Origin of the sequence: Streptomyces sp. NPDC052016, assembly GCF_044548445.1 — a bacterium.
In the GTDB taxonomy this organism is placed as follows: domain Bacteria; phylum Actinomycetota; class Actinomycetes; order Streptomycetales; family Streptomycetaceae; genus Streptomyces.
This window is the reverse complement of record NZ_JBIUBX010000004.1, coordinates 254,320-273,624: the sequence shown is the minus strand read 5'-3', so window position 1 is coordinate 273,624 and position 19,305 is coordinate 254,320. Positions and strand designations below refer to the sequence as shown.

16 protein-coding genes are annotated in these 19,305 nt (G+C 70.9%); 7 read left to right on the top strand and 9 right to left on the bottom strand.

Going from position 1 to position 19,305, the window contains the following annotated elements; translation table 11 throughout:
* Positions 1-160: 160 nt before the first annotated feature.
* On the top strand, positions 161-1,174 hold the full coding sequence (locus ACIHAR_RS07780; protein ID WP_400017784.1) for a LacI family DNA-binding transcriptional regulator: 1,014 nt from the start codon (positions 161-163) through the stop codon (positions 1,172-1,174).
* A gap of 701 nt (positions 1,175-1,875) precedes the next feature.
* Here the strand turns inward: ACIHAR_RS07780 and ACIHAR_RS07775 are convergent.
* The 7 genes from ACIHAR_RS07775 to ACIHAR_RS07745 form a co-directional block, all read right to left on the bottom strand.
* Positions 1,876-4,152 carry a catalase gene (locus tag ACIHAR_RS07775; RefSeq protein WP_400017782.1) on the bottom strand — a complete coding sequence of 759 codons (2,277 nt, stop codon included), beginning with the start codon at positions 4,150-4,152 and terminating at the stop codon, positions 1,876-1,878.
* A gap of 452 nt (positions 4,153-4,604) precedes the next feature.
* The gene (locus ACIHAR_RS07770) at positions 4,605-4,751 is read right to left on the bottom strand and encodes a hypothetical protein (RefSeq protein ID WP_365453029.1); all 147 of its coding nucleotides are present in this window, start codon (positions 4,749-4,751) and stop codon (positions 4,605-4,607) included.
* Positions 4,752-5,108: 357 nt separating this feature from the next.
* Positions 5,109-5,744: a hypothetical protein gene (locus ACIHAR_RS07765; RefSeq protein ID WP_365453032.1), complete on the bottom strand. Its 636-nt coding sequence runs from the start codon at positions 5,742-5,744 to the stop codon at positions 5,109-5,111.
* Positions 5,745-6,261: 517 nt separating this feature from the next.
* Entirely contained in the window at positions 6,262-6,744 is a 483-nt protein-coding gene (locus ACIHAR_RS07760) for a hypothetical protein (protein WP_365453035.1), read from the bottom strand.
* A gap of 14 nt (positions 6,745-6,758) precedes the next feature.
* Positions 6,759-7,124: a metalloregulator ArsR/SmtB family transcription factor gene (locus ACIHAR_RS07755; protein ID WP_365453038.1), complete on the bottom strand. Its 366-nt coding sequence runs from the start codon at positions 7,122-7,124 to the stop codon at positions 6,759-6,761.
* Positions 7,121-7,567, bottom strand: a complete 447-nt coding sequence (locus ACIHAR_RS07750) for an SRPBCC domain-containing protein (RefSeq protein ID WP_400017778.1) — start codon at positions 7,565-7,567, stop codon at positions 7,121-7,123. The genes ACIHAR_RS07755 and ACIHAR_RS07750 overlap by 4 nt, the downstream gene beginning before the upstream one ends.
* Positions 7,568-8,062: 495 nt before the next feature.
* On the bottom strand, positions 8,063-9,088 hold the full coding sequence (locus ACIHAR_RS07745; RefSeq protein WP_400017776.1) for a LacI family DNA-binding transcriptional regulator: 1,026 nt from the start codon (positions 9,086-9,088) through the stop codon (positions 8,063-8,065).
* A gap of 306 nt (positions 9,089-9,394) precedes the next feature.
* Here ACIHAR_RS07745 and ACIHAR_RS07740 point away from each other — a divergent pair, with 306 nt between their 5' ends.
* The 5 genes from ACIHAR_RS07740 to ACIHAR_RS07720 all read left to right on the top strand — a co-directional run bounded on the left by ACIHAR_RS07740 (position 9,395) and on the right by ACIHAR_RS07720 (position 14,297).
* Positions 9,395-10,939, top strand: a complete 1,545-nt coding sequence (locus ACIHAR_RS07740) for an alpha-N-arabinofuranosidase (protein ID WP_365453044.1) — start codon at positions 9,395-9,397, stop codon at positions 10,937-10,939.
* A gap of 32 nt (positions 10,940-10,971) precedes the next feature.
* Positions 10,972-12,330: an ABC transporter substrate-binding protein gene (locus tag ACIHAR_RS07735; protein WP_400017773.1), complete on the top strand. Its 1,359-nt coding sequence runs from the start codon at positions 10,972-10,974 to the stop codon at positions 12,328-12,330.
* The gene (locus ACIHAR_RS07730) at positions 12,327-13,241 is read left to right on the top strand and encodes a sugar ABC transporter permease (RefSeq protein WP_365453050.1); all 915 of its coding nucleotides are present in this window, start codon (positions 12,327-12,329) and stop codon (positions 13,239-13,241) included. The genes ACIHAR_RS07735 and ACIHAR_RS07730 overlap by 4 nt, the downstream gene beginning before the upstream one ends.
* Positions 13,238-14,095 carry a carbohydrate ABC transporter permease gene (locus ACIHAR_RS07725; RefSeq protein ID WP_365453053.1) on the top strand — a complete coding sequence of 286 codons (858 nt, stop codon included), beginning with the start codon at positions 13,238-13,240 and terminating at the stop codon, positions 14,093-14,095. Before ACIHAR_RS07730 ends, ACIHAR_RS07725 begins: the two co-directional genes overlap by 4 nt.
* Before the next feature lie 70 nt (positions 14,096-14,165).
* The gene (locus tag ACIHAR_RS07720; protein WP_365453056.1) at positions 14,166-14,297 is read left to right on the top strand and encodes a hypothetical protein; all 132 of its coding nucleotides are present in this window, start codon (positions 14,166-14,168) and stop codon (positions 14,295-14,297) included.
* Here the strand turns inward: ACIHAR_RS07720 and ACIHAR_RS07715 are convergent.
* Positions 14,279-15,274, bottom strand: a complete 996-nt coding sequence (locus ACIHAR_RS07715; protein WP_400017771.1) for a hypothetical protein — start codon at positions 15,272-15,274, stop codon at positions 14,279-14,281. The two genes, ACIHAR_RS07720 and ACIHAR_RS07715, sit on opposite strands and share 19 nt — an antisense overlap.
* Positions 15,275-15,434: 160 nt before the next feature.
* Here ACIHAR_RS07715 and ACIHAR_RS07710 point away from each other — a divergent pair, with 160 nt between their 5' ends.
* Positions 15,435-16,103: a SpoIIE family protein phosphatase gene (locus ACIHAR_RS07710; protein WP_400017769.1), complete on the top strand. Its 669-nt coding sequence runs from the start codon at positions 15,435-15,437 to the stop codon at positions 16,101-16,103.
* Here the strand turns inward: ACIHAR_RS07710 and ACIHAR_RS07705 are convergent.
* Positions 16,025-18,826, bottom strand: a complete 2,802-nt coding sequence (locus tag ACIHAR_RS07705) for a SpoIIE family protein phosphatase (RefSeq protein WP_400017767.1) — start codon at positions 18,824-18,826, stop codon at positions 16,025-16,027. The two genes, ACIHAR_RS07710 and ACIHAR_RS07705, sit on opposite strands and share 79 nt — an antisense overlap.
* Between the last annotated feature and the right edge of the window lie 479 nt (positions 18,827-19,305).

Genomic DNA, 19,305 nt, shown 5'->3' with positions numbered 1-19,305 from the left:
ATCTGTCAATGACTTGAACGCAACTCGTCGTCGCCGCGCAGGGCTCGAGCGGCTCCCCATGGATCCCGGGGTGCTCTGCCGACGACCGAGTCTGCAAGAATTGCCGCAGGTCACCTCCGCGGCAGGTCATGCCTCCGCGGCGCCGAGGGTGGGGGAGCACATGAGCGGCAACCGCCGTCCAACGATCAAAACGGTCGCCGCCCGCGCCGGCGTGGGCCGCACCACGGTGTCCCGCGTCGTCAACGGCTCGGACCTGGTCAGTGCCGACGCCCGCGCCAGGGTTCTCGCGGCGATCAAGGAACTCAACTACGTGCCCAACTCGGTCGCCCGCGGTCTGGTGACCAACCGCACCGACGCCGTGGCCCTGGTGATCCCGGAGTCGGAGAGCCGCCTCGGTTCGGAGCCGTTCTTCGCCGCGCTCATCCGCGGCGTCAGCGGCGCGTTCGCCGAGAGCCGCACCCAGCTGCAGCTGATGCTCGTCCGCGACCAGGCCGAACGGGACCAGCTGACCGAGTCGGTGGCGACCCGCCGCGTCGACGGTGTGCTGCTGGTCTCCGTGCACTCCGAGGACCGGCTGCCGGGCATGCTGGAGGAAATGGGGCTGCCCACCGTGCTGGCCGGCCGCCGCGACGCGGGCGAGCGGCTGAGCTACGTCAACTCCGACAATGCCGGCGGAGCGGCCGCGGCGGTACGGCATCTGCTGGACCGCGGACGGCGGCGAGTGGCCACGATCACCGGCCCGCTCGACATGGACGTCGGCCGCAGCCGGCTCGCCGGCTGGCGCACCGCACACGAGGAAGCGGGCGTTCCCGCACCGGACCTCATGATCGAGGCGGGCGACTTCACCGAGGAGGGCGGCGCTCGCGCCATGCGTTTGCTTCTTGAACGCGCCCCGGACCTGGACGCCGTCTTCGCCGCCTCCGACCTCATGGCGGTCGGCGCCCTGGCCGAACTCCGCCGGTGGAAACGACAGGTGCCGGGGGATGTCGCCGTCGTCGGATTCGAGGACTCCGTCCTCGCCCGCCACACCAACCCGCCCCTGACGACAGTGCGTCAGCCGGTGGAGGAACTGGGCCGCACCATGGCCCGCATACTGATAGACATCACACAGCACGGTGCGCCGCGGCAGCAGGTCACGCTGCCGACGGAGCTGGTGGTGCGCGAGTCCTCCTGACCGTCCGACTGCGCTCAGCCCGCGGGGCGTTCCAGTGAGGCCCGCTGATCGGCTCGCCCGCCGGCACGCCTGTCGCACCTGCCGGGCCGGCGCATCGCCGCCTCCCCCGCGTCGGCCTGTGCGAAGCCGCCGCGTCAGCCGCGGTCCTGCCAGCACTGGATCCAGGGGACCTGGTGGGGACACACGGATGTGCAGATCCGCCACCAGGTTCCCTGGATCCAATGGTGGCAGGACACGGATGTGAAGATCCCCACGGTGTCATGCACCCGATGGAGAAGGGACGAGAACGCTGGCAGGCGCATGCCTGCGCCAAGGCCCGCTGCGTCCGAGCGGATGAGCGGCTGCGGCTCCGGCCTTCGGCGCTGCGGAGGGGATGGACGGCCCCGCTACCACGCCCTCTCCCCCGCACCCCGAGCGGGCGCGCCGGGCCTCTGACACACGCGCCGGCGAGCCGCCTGTCCGCGGCACGCCGGGCCCCGCATGCGCCAACGCCCCACGGCGCCCCGCCGGGAGTGGTACGCCGGGTCGGCGGCCGGGCACTGTCGCCGTCGCCCTGCTGCTGTCGGCGACACGCGCCGGACCTTCAGGTCCGGCGACATGCGGCGGACCTGAAGGTCTTCATGGGCGCAGGCATGCTCCAAAAGGGCGCGGACCCGGCGGTGTACGGGCGGTTATGGGTCTCTCTCTTTTGACCCGCCGCCTCAGGCGGTCGTGACGAACCGCTCCCAGACGCGGTGCGTGGCCATCAGCTCCTGCATCTGCTCCAGCACGGACGTGCCGTTCTGACCGACCACGACTCCAGGCGCGTCGGCGGGAATCCCGACCGCCTCCAGTGCCGCGCCGCCACCCGCCCAGGCGCCGATCGCCTTGCCGTGGCGGAACGCCTCCGACAGCAGCAGGCCCACCCTCGGGTCGGCGGCCCCCGGCAGACCGGCGGGCAGTGCCTTGGCGTCGCGGGAACCATAGGCGTCGCTGCCCGCCGCAGGCGCACCGGCCACCAGCAGCGCGTCGAACTCGATGGACCGCGCGGTCACGAACGTCCGCTGCACTGTCACCGCGTCGTCGCCCACGCCCAGCTTGCCGCCGGTGGGAGCGATGACCAGCGGCACCATTCCCGCGCCGAGCACCGCCTCGCGCACCGCGCGCACACCGTCCCAATCCCCGTCCGGGCCGGTGACGATGCCGATGAGGCGGCCGTCGGTGGGCCAGGACCGCCCGACCTGGGACAGTGCGGGGCTCGGCTCGACATCGGCCGGCGGCACGGTCGGCTCGGGCGCCGGCAGGCCGAGGCCCTCGGCGACACGGGCGCACAGCTTGGCGTCGATGTTGGCCAGCACCTGCAGAGCCCGCTCCTTGACGGCCTGCTCGTAGCACTTGCCGAGCTCGAAGGTGTAGGCGCCGATGATGTGCTCCCGCTCGACCTCGCTCATGCTCAGCCAGAACCGGCGCGGCTGGCTGAAGTGGTCGGAGAACGACTCGGGGGCCTCCCGGACCTTCGTCGCCTCCGGCACCCGTACCGGCGTCTCGATGTACGCCCCGTTTTCCGCCCCCGCCAGGAACGGGCAGCCGCCGTCGAGCGAGTTGGGCCGGTACGGGGCGACGCCCCGGTGCACCGCGTCCTGGTGGAAGCCGTCCCGCAGCATGTCGTTGACCGGCGCGTGCGGCCGGTTGATGGGGATCTGCGAGAAGTTCGGTCCGGCCAGCCGGGTGATCTGGGTGTCCAGGTAGGAGAACAGCCGCCCGGCGAGCAGCGGATCGTCGGTGATGTCGATGCCGGGCACGAGGTGGCCGACGTGGAAGGCGACCTGCTCGGTCTCGGCGAAGTAGTTCGACGGGTTGCGGTCGAGGGTCAGCAGTCCGATCGGCTGCACGGGGGCGAGCTCCTCGGGAACGAGGTTGGTCGCGTCGAGCAGGTCGATGCCCTCGAAGGTCTGGTCGGGAGTGTCCGGGAAGGTCTGGATGCCCAGCTCCCATTCCGGGTAGGCGCCCGCCTCGATGGCGTCGGCGAGGTCGCGGCGGTGGAAGTCGGGGTCGACGCCGCCTGCGATCTGCGCCTCCTCCCACACCAGGGAGTGCACACCGAGCTTCGGCTTCCAGTGGAACTTCACCAGCGTCGTCGAACCGTCGGCGGCCACCAGACGGAACGTGTGGACGCCGAAGCCCTCCATCATCCGGTACGAACGCGGGATGCCCCGGTCGGACATGTTCCACAGGGTGTGGTGAGTGGCCTCGGTGTGCAGCGTGACGAAGTCCCAGAAGGTGTCGTGCGCGCTCTGCGCCTGCGGGATCTCCCGGTCCGGGTGCGGCTTGCCGGCATGGATGATGTCCGGGAACTTGATGGCGTCCTGGACGAAGAAGACCGGCATGTTGTTGCCGACCAGGTCGAAGACGCCCTCTTCGGTGTAGAACTTGGTCGCGAACCCGCGGGTGTCCCGCACGGTGTCGGCGGAGCCCCGCGACCCCAGCACCGTAGAGAAGCGCACGAACACGGGCGTCTCCGCGCCCGGTGCCAGGAACGCCGCCTTCGTCACGGCGGCAGCGGTGCCGTAGCTCTTGAAGACGCCGTGCGCCGCCGCGCCACGGGCGTGCACGACCCGCTCCGGGATGCGCTCGTGGTCGAAGTGCATGACCTTCTCGCGCAGATGATGGTCCTGCAACAGCACCGGCCCGCGCGGGCCGGCCTTCAGCGAGTGGTCGGTGTCGTACAGCCGCGTGCCCTGAGCATCCGTCAGGTAGGCGCCTGACTGGGCCATGCGGGCCTGCGCCGCGCCGGTCGCCTGCCCTGTGGGCGACATCGTGTCGGGCCCGCTCTGGTCCGGCTTCGGCGGCAGCGGCTCGCGCGGCTCCGTCGGTTCCGCGACACCGGGGGACTCCGGGGCCGGCTTGCCGGGGATCCCTTCCTCCGGTCCCGCGCCGGTGCCCTGGATGGCTTCGGTGACCTTGTCCGCCGCCCGCTTGATGGGATTGGGCTGGCTCATCCGCTATCGCTCCTCTGCTGGGGGCCGGCCACGGCCGGCGCGCCACGTAGGTAAGGGGCTGTGTGATCCGGCGCCGGGTACCCGGCTGCGCCGGACGAATCCCTGGTCACGCCTGTGAATTGCGTCCCCATGACGTCCAGAGCGCCGGGCGGTCGGCGTCTTCGGTGGCGGGTTGGGTCGGCTCGGCAGTGTCGAGCAGCGCCTGGCAGCCTTCGGCGTTCGGCGCCCGGGCCGGTGATGAGGGTGACCCCGCCCGGGAGTGGCTGGAGGAAGTCGCAGCGGGCCGCCCTGACCCGAGCGGTGCCGCATTCGCCGTTCCGGGCGCGGGCGCTCGTGGAATCGGGCCCGGCGCGGCGGGTGCCGGCCGAGCCGCGGCACCCGTGCACCGTCTCCCGCATGGAGATCACGACACGCTCGCAGTGGTCCCGGCGGGCAGGCACGGGCGGGTCTTCTCAGGTCACCGGCCCGGCGGTCGGCGGTGCAGGATCGCAGGCGGCGTCCCGGGTGAGGGCTCGCAGGCGCGAAGCGGCGGTGGGCAGGTCCCGGGTGGCTGGTCGGAGGGCGTTGACGCCGAAGCGCAGCAGGTCGGGCGCGCGCATGTCGGCGATGACGCCGTGCTCGGCGAGGGCCCCGACGAAGCTGCGGGCGGGGGTGGTGGAGGGTGACCTTGCTGCCGCGGCGACTGGGGCCGCCGCGGTGACCGAGGTGAGGCGCAGGGGGTCAGGAGTTCGTCCGCTCAGCCCAGGAAGAAGCCCGTCAGGGACGGGCTCTTGGCACGGACCTGGGTCACGTCGACGCCGTGGGTGAGGGCCGCTTCGAGGGCGAGCAGGGGCCGGACTCGGACCCGGCTGCACGGTTCGTCATGGCCTGACCGAAACCCGGAAGCAGCCGGAACCGAAGCCCATCAGCAGCTTCGTCGCTGCCCGCTTCCGTCGCGAAGAGGAGACCCAGGGTCGTCAGTGTTGTGTCCAGCGCCAGTCCGGCATGGAAGGCATGGAGGGCATGTGCGGCATCGGGGGCATGGAAGGCATGTGCGGTGCTCTGCTCATGGCCTTCTGCCACATCCCCCGGACTTGCTCCTCGGGGCGTTGCTGCTCTCCGTGAAGCGCGTTCAGGATGAGCAGGCCTCCTGTGAGCGCCGGGGTCGCCCACTGCAGGAAGGCGAGTTGCCGCTGCGCCTTCTCCGTGTCGACGGGGTGCTCGCGGGCCTTTTCGGCGTCTTCCGGGTCGTTGGAGGAGGCCAGCTCGATCTTTTTGCCCAGCACCCGGCTGTAGGCGGTGGTCGCCAGGGCAGCTCCGGTCAGGATCGTCTTGGCCACGGTGGAGGCGGCCACTCCCTGCTGGGTGGCAACCCGTGCCGCGTTCGCAGCGAGCAGGCCGCTACTGCCGACCAGGTGGGTCCCGATGGCGGCGGCGTTCATCGGCGCCCACTTCGCCCAACCTGAACTGACGAACCGTACGGTGGCCGCTTGCGCGGCACCTTCAGTACGTCCCGCGCCGTTGAGGCCTACTGCGCCCATCAAGGAGCCGCCGAACCACGCGGCCAGCCCAAGGTCGTGCAGGCTGCGCAGGACGGTATTGCGTTGTGACATCTCATCTTCCCCTCGGTAGGCAACGGGGCCGGCAGCATCTCGGCGCTGCGACCACTGTTCCCCACTCCCGAGGAGGGCGCACCTCGGGCGAATCCGAACGGACCACAAGCAGCAGGCGCCGTCCTGACAGGCGGCAGTGAGTGACAGATCGGCGAGCGGCGGGGTTCTGCCGTCCGCACTGCCGGCAGCGGTATGCCGACTTGGGTCATTGGGCCGCAGACGGCGGAACGCGCCGAAACGGCTATCCGCCCTTTCGCCGCTGGTGGCCGCGGGACGTGGACGCCAGGCTCGTGACGCCCCACTCGGACAAGGAGCACGCGGTCCCGGCGCCACTCAAGCGTGGATTCGGATTCCACCCGCCGTGCGCCTGCAGAGGCGTTCTTCACGGTCCGCGCGTACGCCGCGCCCGGCAGATTGCGATGTCGTGCTCCGCCGGGCTCACTGCCTGTCAGCGCAACACTGTCGCGCAGTACATCGACAAGCTCGAGCAGTGGCAGCCGGCGTCGCGCGCCGCCCGTCAGGTGGGTACGGGGACGGTGACGCGCAGATCGAGGAGCTGTCGTGTGTGCCCGGGCACGTGGTTCTCGGCGAGGCCGTCCATGAGGGCGGCCAGTGGTATCGGCTGGTCCAGCACGAGTGCGTCGTCGGACAGGAGGAGCGACGGCACCTGGACGGAGGCGGCTTCCTCACTGAGCCGATCGGCGATGTCGCACAGGACGGCGGCCTGACCCCGGACATGATCGATCAGGTCCGCCCGGTCCGCGTGCTCGGCGATGATCCGGTCGAGGTTCCAGGTGTCGAGGCAGATTCGGTTGTCGAAGGTGGGGCGCGCGCCCGCGACGACGCCCAGGGCCACCGCAGCGACAGAGGCGTCGATGCTGAGCAGATGGGCCAGGATCCGGTCGGCGTTCCATCCTCCGTCGGCGGCGTCACCGAGGTCGGGGAGGGCCGCCGCGTCGAGCAGCCTGTCGTAGGCGCCGCGCAGTCCTCTCGTGTCCACGGAGGTTTTTCCCTTCAGTCGGGGGGTGTCGGACTCCCGTCCCGCTCCGCCGCCTCGGCGACGCGCTTGATGTGCGCCAGCCGCCGGTCCCAGTCGGCCGCGAGCGAGGCCATCCACCGTGCCGTCGTGTCCAGCGCCGCGGGTCGCACCGAGTACCGCACCTCGCGTCCGACCCGGGCGCCCGAGACCAGCCCGGCGGCATCCAGGACAGCGAGGTGTTTGACCACCGCCTGCCGCGACACGGGAAGCCGTTCGGCGAGGGTCGTGGCAGTGGCCTCGCCCTGTGCGGCGAGCAGGTCGAGCAGTTGGCGTCGCGTCGGATCGGCCAGCGCGCCGAGGACACTGTCGACGGCCTCGGCGGCGGGAGGTTCGTCGATCACGTGGCGGGCTTTTCGGCGCGGGACCTGAGCGCGTCGAGCTCCAGGGGCCATCCCTGGCTGTGGTCCTTCAGGTTCTGGCTGCGCAGTTCCTCGGACCCGGCCAGCGCCGCGAAACCGCTCTCGACGACGCGGAGCCGCGTCCGATCGCCTTCCTGGGTCAGCGTGAACTCCACGAGGGTGCTGTTGTCCTCGCGCAGTTCCTCTCCGGGGAACGCGCTGGTCCAGCGGTAGGCCAGGTACGTCGGCGGCTCGACCTTCTCCACCCGCACCGGGAAGTCGCCGTGCTCGGCGTTCCTCGCCACCATCGACGCGCCTTCCTCGGCCACGGTGCCGGGCAGGCTCGCTTTGTCGGCCACCCAGAAGCCGGGCTGGGCCACCAGCGACCAGACCCGCTCCAGGGGCGCCTCGATCAGAATGTCGCGCTCGATTCGGTCGTCAGCCATGAGGGGCTCCTTCGCCGTCGTCGTCACCATCGGGTGCAACTTCAGGGTTGCACGTCGGGCTATGATGCGCAACCTTAGGGTTGCACTACCTTGGGTGTCACTCTGATGGGGTGCACCGGCCTCCCGGGGAATGAGGGCTGGCGGCAGGCCTCGCCGGCATGCCGGGAGAAGTACGGGCACACGCCGTCGCGCTGCGAATACCCGGCCGCGCCTGTGTGACCGGTTCATTTCAAGAAAGTCAGCGGGCTTGGTCCGGTCCCAACCAGTAACGCCTGCAGTTCAGGATCCCGACAATGTGTTGCGCTGCGGGACAAACCGCCTTCCGGCGCACCCCAGCCCCGGCTCCTGGCTCGCCCCGGCGCACCACGGCCCCGGCTCCGGCGCGCCCCGCGCACCACGGCCCCGCCCGGCTCGACCCCGGCGCACCGCGGCACCAGCCCTCGGCTCGGCCGCCCGCTTCGGAACCTCAACACGACACCCCGGCCATGCCCTCCCTCAGGCCGGCACCCCGGCCGTGCTCTCCCTCACCAGCAGGCGGTGGTCCGCCACCACCTCCCGTTCGTCCGACGCACCCCCGGCCGGGCCGCCACCGTTGATCGCGGAATGCAGCGAGTCGACGGCGACCCGGGCGATCTGCAGCTTGTCGGGCGCGACGGTGGTGAGGTTCGGTGTCGAGTAGCGGCCGTCCTCGATGTCGTCGAAGCCGGCGACCGCCACGTCCTCGGGCACCCGCAGCCCCTGTGAGAGGGCCGTGCGCAGGGCGCCCAGGGCCAGCAGGTCGTTGAAGCAGAAGACGGCGCGCGGGGGTTCGGGCAGGCTCAGCAGCCCCCGCATCGCCTCGGCGCCGTCGGCGCGGCCGTACGACGGGGTCGCCGCGACGAGTTGCTCGTCGTAGGGCAGCCCGGCGGCGCGCAGCGCGTCGCGGTAGCCGGCCAGGCGGAGCCGGGCGGTGCCCGTGCCGCGCCGGTCCTGGGCGCCGATGGCGGCGATCCGGGTGTGGCCGAGGGCGATGAGATGCTCGGTCACCTCCCGGGCGGCGCGCTGGTTGTCGATGGCGATGTGCCGGGCGGGGCCGTCGAGAACCCGCTCGCCGAGCAGGACGAGCGGGGTGCGGTCGGTGCGGGCGGCCAGGTCGTCGTGGTCGATGGCCACGGGGCTGAGGACGAGCCCGTCGACCGACTGGTCGCGCACCCCTTCGAGCAGACGCCGCTCCCGCTCGATGTCGCCGTCGGTCTGGTCGATCAGCACCATCCAGCCGTGCCGCGACGCGGCCTTGATGACGGAGCGGGCCAGTTCGGCGAAGTAGGGCGCGTCCAGCTCGGGCACCGCCAGGGCGATCACGCCGGTGCGGCCGCCGCGCAGGTTGCGGGCGGAGAGGTTGGGCCGGTAGTCGAGTTCGGCGAGGGCCCGCTGGACCTTCTCACGGGTCTGGGCGGAGACGTACGCGTAGCCGTTGACCACGTTGGAGACCGTCTTCACGGAGACTCCGGCCAGCTGTGCCACGTCCTTCAGGCTCGCCACCGCTCGCCCCACCTTCCCTCGTCGTCCAGGAGACGTCCGTCCCCGCCCACCACCGCCGCACCGCCGCGCGGGACACCACGGTGACACATGTCGCGTCCGCGCCGATCACTCCGGTCACCCTTCGGGACGCCGAGGCCACGGTGAGAGAGAGCGCAATCTATTTACAACGCTGTTCCAACGATGTAAACCTTACCCCCAGCCGCAGCGCCCCAGGTCAACGGTGTCCGCACCACACGCCCGCAGAGCAGCGCCGCGGCCCCTTCCGCACGGACTCGCGTCGCCCTACTCGCCTTCAAGGAGTGCTCCTTGCGCACGGCCCGCCTCACCCTCGATCCCGGCTTCCGCATCGGTGACATCGACCGGCGTCTGTTCGGCTCCTTCGTGGAGCACATGGGCCGCTCGGTCTACACCGGTATCTACGAGCCGGGGCATCCGGCGGCCGACGCCGACGGCCTGCGCGAGGACGTCCTGGAACTGACCCGGGAGCTGGGCGTCACCACCGTGCGCTACCCGGGCGGCAATTTCGTCTCGAACTACCGCTGGGAGGACGGGGTCGGCCCGGTCGAGGAACGCCCCACCCGGCTCGACCTCGCCTGGCGCAGCGTCGAGTCCAACGCCTTCGGGCTCAACGAGTTCATGGCCTGGGCCCGCAAGGCGGCCGTCGAGCCGATGATGGCCGTCAACCTCGGCACGCGCGGTGTGGCGGAGGCCCTGGCGCTGCTGGAGTACGCCAACCACCCCGGCGGCACCGCCCTGTCGGACCTGCGCCGCGCGCACGGCGCGCCGCAGCCGCACGGCATCCGGGTGTGGTGCCTGGGCAACGAGATGGACGGCCCCTGGCAGATGGGCCACAAGACGGCCGACGAGTACGGACGGCTGGCGGCCGAGACGGCCCGTGCCATGAAGCGTTTCGACCCCGCCCTGCAACTGGTGGCCTGCGGCAGTTCCAACGCCTACATCGACACCTTCGCCTCGTGGGAGGCGACCGTGCTGGAGCACACCTACGAGCACGTCGACATGGTGTCCCTGCACGCCTACTACGAGCCGGTCGACGGTGACGTCGACTCCTTCCTCGCCAGCGGCACCGAGATGGACCGCATGATCGACTCGATCGTGGCCACCGCCGACCACATCGGCGCCAGGCTGCGCAGCCGTAAGAAGATCAAGCTGTCCTTCGACGAGTGGAACGTCTGGTACCAGAGCCGGTTCCCCGGCGAGTCCGCGTTGGAGTGGAGCAGCGCACCGCGCCTGATCGAGGACGTGTACGACACCGTCGACGCCGTCGTGGTCGGCAGCCTGCTCATCACCCTGCTGCGCCACGCCGACCGGGTCGACGTGGCGTGCCAGGCCCAGCTGGCCAACATCATCGCCCCGATCATGACCGAGCCGGGCGGCCCGGCCTGGCGCCAGACGATCTTCCACCCCTTCGCGCTGACGGCCCGCCACGCCCGGGGCACCGTGCTGCGCGTCGAGCCGCAGTCACCGGTGCTGGAGACCGCCCGCTACGGCGAGGTGCCCGCACTGTGGGCGACGGCCACCCACGACGAGGAGAGCGGCGCCGTCACGCTGTTCGCCGTCAACCGGGACCGCACCGCGCCCCTCACGCTCACCGCCGACCTGCGGCCGCTGCCGGGCCTGCGCGTGGCCGAGCACCTGGTCCTCGACGGCTCCGGCGAGCGGGCAGGTGCCGTGAACACCGCCGCCGAGCCGGAGCGGGTGCGGCCGGTGGCCGTCGACGGCACGGCGACGGACGGTGACCAGCTCACGGTCACACTGCCGCCCGCTTCCTGGTCCATGGTGCGGCTGGTCCCGGCCACCGGCCCCGCCACTCCCCCCGCCCCCACCGCCTGAACCGCTCACCCGCACGTATCAAGGAGCCAAGCATGAACAGCGTCCCCCAGCCGGCCACCGGTTCCCTCGGCCGCCGCGGCTTCCTCGGCATCGGCGCCGCTGCCGCCGCCACCGGCCTGCTCACCGCGTGCAGCGGCGGCACCAAGATCGGCGCGGACCAGGGCGGCACCGACGCGGGCCCCTCCTTCAAGGGCGGCGAGTACAAGGGCCCGAAGGTCACCCTGGAGTACTGGAACGGCTTCACGGGCGGCGACGGACCGCACATGAAGCAGATGCTGGCCGCCTTCAACAAGGAGTACGAGGGCCGCATCACCGTCCGCAACACCACTCGGCAGTGGCAGGACCTGTACCCGGCGATGCCCACCGCGATCACCGCGGGCAAGGGGCCCGACGTGGCCGTCATCCACAACGACTGGGTGGCCACCTTCGCCGCCCGCAACACCCTGGTCCCGCTGGACGACGTGGTCGGCGCCCTGAAGCTGAGCGAATCCGACTTCATCCCGGCCGTCTGGCAGGCCGGGATCTACGACGGCAAGCGCTACAGCGTCCCGCTGGACGTGCACTGCCTGGCCGACTACTGGAACGAGAGCCACCTGGCGCGCATCGGCCTGAAGGAGGCCCCGGCCGACGGCGCGGCGTTCGACAGGGCGCTGACCGACCTGCGCAAGCAGAAGGTCGCCGAGCCCTTCTGGATGCCCAACAAGTGGCCGGGGCACCTGATGTTCATGGCGCTGCTGTGGCAGTTCGGTGGTGAGCTGTACAGCGAGGACGGTGCGCGGGCGCTGTGGGGGTCGGACGCCGGCGTGGAGGCGCTCCAGTGGATGGTGGCCCAGATCGACAAGGGTCACAGCCCGGCTCAGGTGGCGCAGGACGCCCAGTACAACGCCTTCAAGAACAACAAGGTGAGTTTCACCTGGGACGGCATCTGGCAGATCAACGACCTGAAGACGAACGCCCGCAACCTGCGCTGGGGCATGGGTCCGATACCGAACATCGGCGGCACACCGGCCGTGTGGAGCGCCTCGCACAACTTCGTGCTGACCTCTCAGGGCGCGAAGGACAAGAACAAGGTCACCGCTGCCAAGTTCTTCATCGACTACATGAGCAAGCAGTCCACCGAGTGGGCGAAGGCGGGCATGATCCCGGCCCGCAACTCGGTCCGCGCCGACGCGGCGGTCGCCTCACTGCCGCAGATCGCCCTCGCCGAGAACGTCGACGTCTTCCGCTTTCTGCCGGCCCTGCCGGGTGTCGGTGACGTGCAGGCCAAGGCCCTGGAGCTCGCCGTCCAGCAGGCCGTGCTGAAGAAGTCCTCCCCCGCCAAGGCGCTCAAGGACGGCGTGGCGACGGCGGACAAGCTGCTGGCCGACAACAAGAAGAAGTACACGCGGTGAGCAGCGCCGCCCGGGTGGCCACCCGCTCCTACCGCTGGTGGACGCCGTACGCCTTCCTCACGCCCTACCTGTTGCTGTTCGTCGTCTTCATGCTGGTCCCGATCGGCTGGGGCCTGTGGATCAGCCTGCACGACTGGGACATCAACTTCGCCGCCAAGCCGTTCGTGGGGCTCGCCAACTACACCGAACTGCTGGACTCCGGCAGCGTGGAGGGCGGCAGGTTCTGGTTGGCCATGAAGGCAACCGGGATCTTCACCGCCCTGTCGTTCCCGTTCCTGATCGTGGTGCCCCTGCTGGTGGCGCTGCTGATGAACGGCCGGTTCCGGGGCCGCAACCTGTATCGGGCGGTGTACTTCGCGCCGTACGTCCTCGGCGTCGCGGTCGTCGGTCTGCTGTGGCGCTTCCTGCTCGACGGCAACATCGGGCTGGTCAACCACTATCTCGGGGTTCTCGGTCTGCCGGACGACTTCCAGTGGACGACCGACACTCCGGCGGCGTGGTGGGCGCTGGTGGGCGTGACCGTGTGGTGGACGCTCGGCTTCAACGCGGTGATCTACCTGGCCGGTCTGCAGGACATCCCGGCGGAGCTGTACGAGGCGGCGAAGGTGGACGGCGCGAACCCGTGGCACCGGTTCGTCCACGTGACGCTTCCCGGGCTGCGACCGGTGGCGCTGTTCGTCGTCAACTCCACGATCCTCGCCTCGGCCAACATGTTCGGCCAGTCCTACCTCATCACCACGGGCGCGCCCGCGGACGAGACCAAGACCGCCATCTTCCTCATCGCGGAGACCGGCCTGCGCCGCTTCGACATGGGCACCGCCTCGGCGATGAGCTTCCTGCTCGCCCTCGCTCTCATGGCCACCAGCGCGGTCGTCTTCCGCGTCTTCCGTGACCGGCAGGAGACGTCATGACCCTCGCACCACCGCAGCCGCGCGACGGCCGGCGCCGGATGCGCCGCTCGCTGCTCCATCTCGTCCTCGGCGTGGTCGCGGCCCTGTATCTCAGCCCACTGCTCTACATGTTCGTCACGTCGTTCAAGACCCGGGAGGGGGCGGGGGCGACCACACCCGACTGGGTGCCGAGTCCGGCGACGTTCGACGCGTACGCGGAGATCTTCAGCGCCACGGACAGTCCCATCCTGCGCTGGCTGCTGAACAGCCTGCTGGTCGCCACCGGGCACGCTCTGCTGGTGCTGGTCACGGCGACGCCGGCCGCCTACGCGCTGGCCCGTCTGCACTTCCGCGGCCGGGGCGCGATCTTCACGGTCGTCGTGGCGACCCTGTTCGTGCCGCCGGTGATCCTGCTGGTGCCGAACTTCCTGGTGGTCAACGAGCTGGCGTGGATCGACACGCTGCCCGCGGTGATCGTGCCGGGCGCGGCAAGCGCGTTCGGGGTGTTCTTCCTGCGGCAGTTCTTCATCTCGCTGCCCGGCGAGCTGGAGGAGGCCGCCGAGATCGACGGCTGCAACCGCTGGCAGATCTTCGTGCGGGTCGTGCTGCCGCTGGCACGTCCGGCGCTCGCCACGCTCGCCCTGCTGGCGTTCCTCGCCAGCTGGAACGACTTCCTGTGGCCGCTGTACGTGCTGCTCAGCCCCGAGTCGCTCACCCTGCCGGTGGGCCTGGCGAACTTCCAGGGCGCGAACAACATCCGCTACGACCTGCTGATGGCCGGCGCGGTGGTGGCGAGCCTGCCGGTGCTGCTGCTGTACGTGATCGCCCAGCGGTGGGTCATCGAGGGGGTGTCGCGGTCCGGACTCAAGGGATGATGAGCGCGGTCCCGGCCGGCGTCCGGCCCGGACCGTCAGCCCCCGTGGTGTCGAGGACGGGGCCGAGTGCATGGGTAACCGTCGTCAGGGCACGACGTCCCGCTCGGCCCGGGCCCTGAGGATCACCCCGTCCGGCGCGCTGACGCGCCGGCACACGACCGGCCAGGAGACGGAGGAGGATGCCTACTGCATCACCTGCTGAGGCGGGTGGTCGAAGGATTCGGGGCACAGGTAGACCTGCATGGTGTAGCCGCGGCCGATCGAGATCATCGTGGGCTCGTGGGAGTGCGGGTACAGCGGCCGCTCCGACGGGGGCGGCTCCTCCTGTGGGCACCAGCTGCCCGTGCCGCCGTCCCATTCGGAGCTGTCCACCGTCAGGAAGGGGCGCATCGCGCTGCCGCAGTCCTGGCAGAGGATCGGCCAGGGGTCGCAGAAGCTCCAGTTGCCCCATCCGCCGAGCTTCCAGCCAGGAGCCACGGCGAGGTCGCTGTGGTACTCGTACGGGCGGCCCTCCTCCCAGGAATGGATCCGCCTGCGCAGGTCCTCCTCCAGCTCGTGCGGGGCGGGGTACTCGACAACCGTCTCCGGGTGGAGAAGGCACGGCTCCGGCAGCGCTTCGTCCTCACTGACCACAACCGGCGGCGGGGCCTTTCTCACCGCGCCGACGGTCTCGGCCGAGCGCCAGCGCAGCTGCACACCCGGCATGCAGTCCTCGCCGTGCTCGAAGGAGCACCACAGCACCTGCAGCAGGTCGGTGCCGGGCGGACGGGGCAGCGAGGGAACGTCGCGGGCGTACACCTGAAGCACCGGCAGCAGGGCCACGGGACCGTCGACGGGCAGACGCGCACCCGTGTATCCGAGACCGTCGACAAAGGCGCGCTCGTCGGGAGTGAGGAAGTCGGTCCCCGGGACTCTGGGCCGGGCCCAGCCCTCGGTGAGTACGCGTCGCCGCTCGCGCAGGTCCTCGGGGGTGTAGCCGACCAGCCAGGGGCCCGTGTGCTCCGGACAGGTGGGCCACGGCTCGTCCTCGGGCCACAGCAGCGGCCCGCCCACGGAGCTGTCGTCCGCCGTGGGCGCCCCCGGCCGTGGGTGCAGACGAACGGCGGGACGCGCCAGCGGCGCCAGCTCGGGGAAGAGTGCGGCGATCTCGACGGGACGGGGCGGTGTGGTACGCGACATGGCGTGAGGCTAGCGTCCGGATCTGACAGGACCCCCGCCTGCCGACCATGGCCGACACCTCGACCGTGCCGGGGCGGTCGCGGGGTTCCGGCGGCAGACCCTCGACGACCACCGGCAGCGCGGCGGCGGCCTCCACCACTCCGTCCAGGCCGTCGCCCGCATGCACGATCTCGCCCTGGCCGCACGACCCCACACACTCGCCGGCCACCTGCCCCCGCTGGTGATGACCGCCGACGGCGACACCCGCTACCTGCAGGGCGATCCCGGCGTCCCGCTCGGGGTGGACCAGCACCTGCCCCGCCCCGACCACACCGACGCGCTGGCCGCCGGGGACACCGTGCTGCACTTCACCGACGGCCTGGTCGAGCATCCCGATAGGCCCCTGCAACAGTGCCTGGACGCGTTGGCCGCCACCGGCCCGCGCCCACCGCCGACTGCCTCTGCACGAGTGGTGCCGTACCCTGGCCGACCACCACCCCAGCGACGGCCACGACGACCTCGCCCTGCTCGCCCTACGCGTCCCGCAGACCGGCCCGGACACCTGACCCACCAGCGACCTGTCACCCCATACTCGGAACGCGGCCGGTCCTCGGCCGTGGGCGCCCCGGCGTCCACGGTCTCTCGGGACGGCCCGGCCACACACGTCCGGAAGGCGCGGGAGGCCGCGCCCACCGAGGCTCCTGTGTGCCGGCCGCGTGTCGCCTGCTGTGTCCCAGCGGCAGGTCGCCCCTCTCAGGGCGCTGTCCTGACTCACAGGACAGGATCACCGAACTGCTCGAGGAGTACGTCGACCGGTGTGCAGCCCATAGCTGGGGATGCGCCGACGTGAAGAGTCTGTTCCGCCCAGATCACCTTGCCCCGGGTTGTGTACCGAGTGCCCCATCGTTGTGCGAACTGGGCCACGAGGAACAACCCTCGTCCACCTTCGTCCGTGGTCGTCGCTCGCCGCAGGCGCGGCGAGGTGCTGCTGCCGTCCGACACTTCGCAGATCAGACAGCGCCCGTACAGCAGCCGCGCCTTGACGGGTGGCGATGCGTACCGGATCGCGTTCGTGACCAACTCGCTGATGATCAGCTCCGTCGTGAAGGCGAGGTCGTCCAGACCCCACTGCGACAACTTCTCCCTGCACTGTGCCCGCACCGAGGGCACCACCGCGTGGTCCGACGGCACGTCCCACTCGGCCACGTGCGCCGGTGGGAACAGCCGGGTACGAGCCACGAGCAGCGCGATGTCGTCGCAGGGGTGTGCCGGCCTCAACGCATCGATCACCGCCTGGCACGCCTCCTCCGGCGTGCGCCTCCCGGCCCCGGCCAACACCCTGCGCAGCGCATCCAGCCCTACGTCCAGGTCGCGGGTGCGGTCCTCCACCAGGCCGTCGGTGTACAGCACCAGTCGTGAACCTTCCGGCAGGTGCACCTCGGCGGTTTCGAAGGGATGGCCTCCCAGCCCGAGCGGGGTGGAGGCCTGCACGTCGGCAAAGGCTACGGTCCCGTCCGGCCCGACCACCATCGGGTCGGGGTGTCCGGCACGGGCCATCGTGCACGTCCCCGCAACCGGGTCGTAGATGGCGTACAGACACGTCGCGCCGGTCACTCCCTCTCCCTCGTGGCCGTCCGTGGCATAGCCGGCGGGCTCCTCCTTGTCCATGCGCACGACCAGGTCGTCCAGGTGCCCGAGCACTTCCTCCACGGGAAGGTCGAGCGTGGCGAAGTTGTGCACCGCGGTGCGCAGTCGCCCCATCGTCGCCGCCGCGTGCAGCCCGTGACCGACCACGTCGCCCATCACCAGCGCCACCCGGGCTCCGGGGAGCGGGATGACGTCGAACCAGTCCCCGCCCACACCCGCCTCCGCCGGCAGATACCGCCAGGCCACCTCCAAGGCGTCCTGGTCGGGCTGCCCCCGCGGCAGCAGACTGCGTTGCAGTGTTACCGCCATCGTGTGCTCGCGGGTGAACCGTCGGGCGTTGTCGACGGCCACGGCCGCCCGCGCGGCCAGCTCCTCCGCGAAGGACAGGTCCTCCGGCTCGAACGCCGGTGAGTCCCCCGTCCGGTAGAAGTTCGCCACGCCCAGTGGCACACCCCGCGCCTGCAGCGGCACGCTGACCAGGGAATGCACCCCGCGCTCCAGGGCCTCACGAGCTCGATCGGGGTCCTGCTCCTGCCAGCCGCGCGCCTGTCGAAGGTCCGCCTCCAGAACGCCCCGTCCCTGTTGCAGCGTCCGCATCTGCGGAGTGCCGGGCAGGAAAGGGATCAGTTCGCCGAGTGGATACACCGGCATCATCTGCTGCTCGCCGCTGATCGCCGCACGCCGCAGGTGCCGCCCTCCCTCGGCCGTCGGCTCCCACCCTCGCAGCACCGCGTCCAGCAGGTCCACTGTGACGACGTCTGCGAACCGCGGCACGGCCACTTCGGCCAGTTCCTGCGCCGTACGCCGCACATCCAGCGTCGTTCCGATCCCCACCCCTGACTCGTACAGCAGTTTCAGCCGCTCCCGCGCCACCTCGGCCCGCCCCCAGACGGCGGTCAGCTCGGTGGTGTCCCTCAACGTCACCACGCTGCCGTCTCGGGCCGCGTGCGGGAATGTCGGACGCTTGTTCACCGACAGCAAACGGTCGCCCGCGAGATGTACCTCGTCGGTCACCACCTGCGGCGACGTGAGCAGATGTGTGATCTGCTCCGGCAGTCCCAGTTCCCGAACATGGCGCCCCTGCGCCTCCGCCGGCAGGCCCAGCAGCTGCTGCGCCTCGTCGTTGGCCAGCATCAGCCGCCCGTCGGCGTCAGTGATCAGCACCCCTTCCCGCACCGCGTGCAGGACGGCGTCGTGGTGCTCGTACATCCGCGCCAGCTCCGCCGGGGCGAGACCGTGCGTCTGCCGCCGCAGCCGCCGGGCCACCAGCGTCGTCCCGACCGTGGCCAGCGCGAGCGCCGCAGCGCCGGAGCCGATGGTGATCGGCAGCTGTGGCATCCACCGTTTCGACACGTTCTTGACCGTGATCCCTGCGGAGACCAGGCCGACGACCGTGCCGCGCGAGTCGGTCACCGGCACCACCGCCTGCACGGCCGTTCCCCGGCCCGCGGGCAGCGGCGGGCCGCCGGCCTGCTCGACGACGGTGCGGCCTTCCAGCGCCGGTTCGATGGTGCCGACGAACCTCTTGCCGATCTCCTGCGGGTAGGGATACGTGTAACGAATGCCCTCGGTGCTGATGGCGACGATGAAATCCACGCCCGCCCATTTCCGTGCCGCTTCGGCTCGCGGCTGCAGCACGGCGGTCGGGTCCGGGCTGCGGAACGCCTCCACCACATCGGGGGCACGCGCGAACGACCGGGCCGCGACGACCGACTCCCTGCGCCCCTGCTGCAGAGCGTCATGTGCCGCCTGGAGCACTATGGCGGCCACGGCGGCCACGACCAACAGCACCACGACCACGACCTGGAGAAGGAACACCTGCCCGGCCGCGCTGCGCGGGCTCAGCAGGGAGACGCTGCGATCACGCGAACGTCCGGTGGGCGGATGACGCCACGGTGTCAGACATCGCCTGACAGATACCTGCATACACCTTTCATAACACCGCCCTGCATGTCCGGCTCGACCACCCGACCCGCTTCCGCGCCCTTGCCTCCGGTCCGACCTGCCGGGGCAGCCGGAGTACACCCACTGCCGCTGCTACGCCTGCACTCACACCAGCTCCGCCATGACCGGGGTGCAGCCTGGCGTCCCGACGGCCATCAGCTCAGGTAAGACGACCGCATACCGACCGGCTCCCGCCCCCACAATGTGCCACCACGGCAGATCCGCCCCGGGGCCGCCGACCCAGACCCCGTGCAGGCGCCTCGGCCACACCTCCAGCCTCCCGGGCTCCGCGAGCACCAGCTCGTTCCTCGGCGACGCGCACGTCGTGCACAGTCACGAGCGCGGCCTTGCGTTGCTTCACCGTCCTGCCCCATATCCAGGTGGTGCTCAGCCGTTTCAGCAGCGCCGGCGGCGCCGGCCCGGTGCTTCAGGACGTGTATCGGAAGTGCCTGGCGAGGATG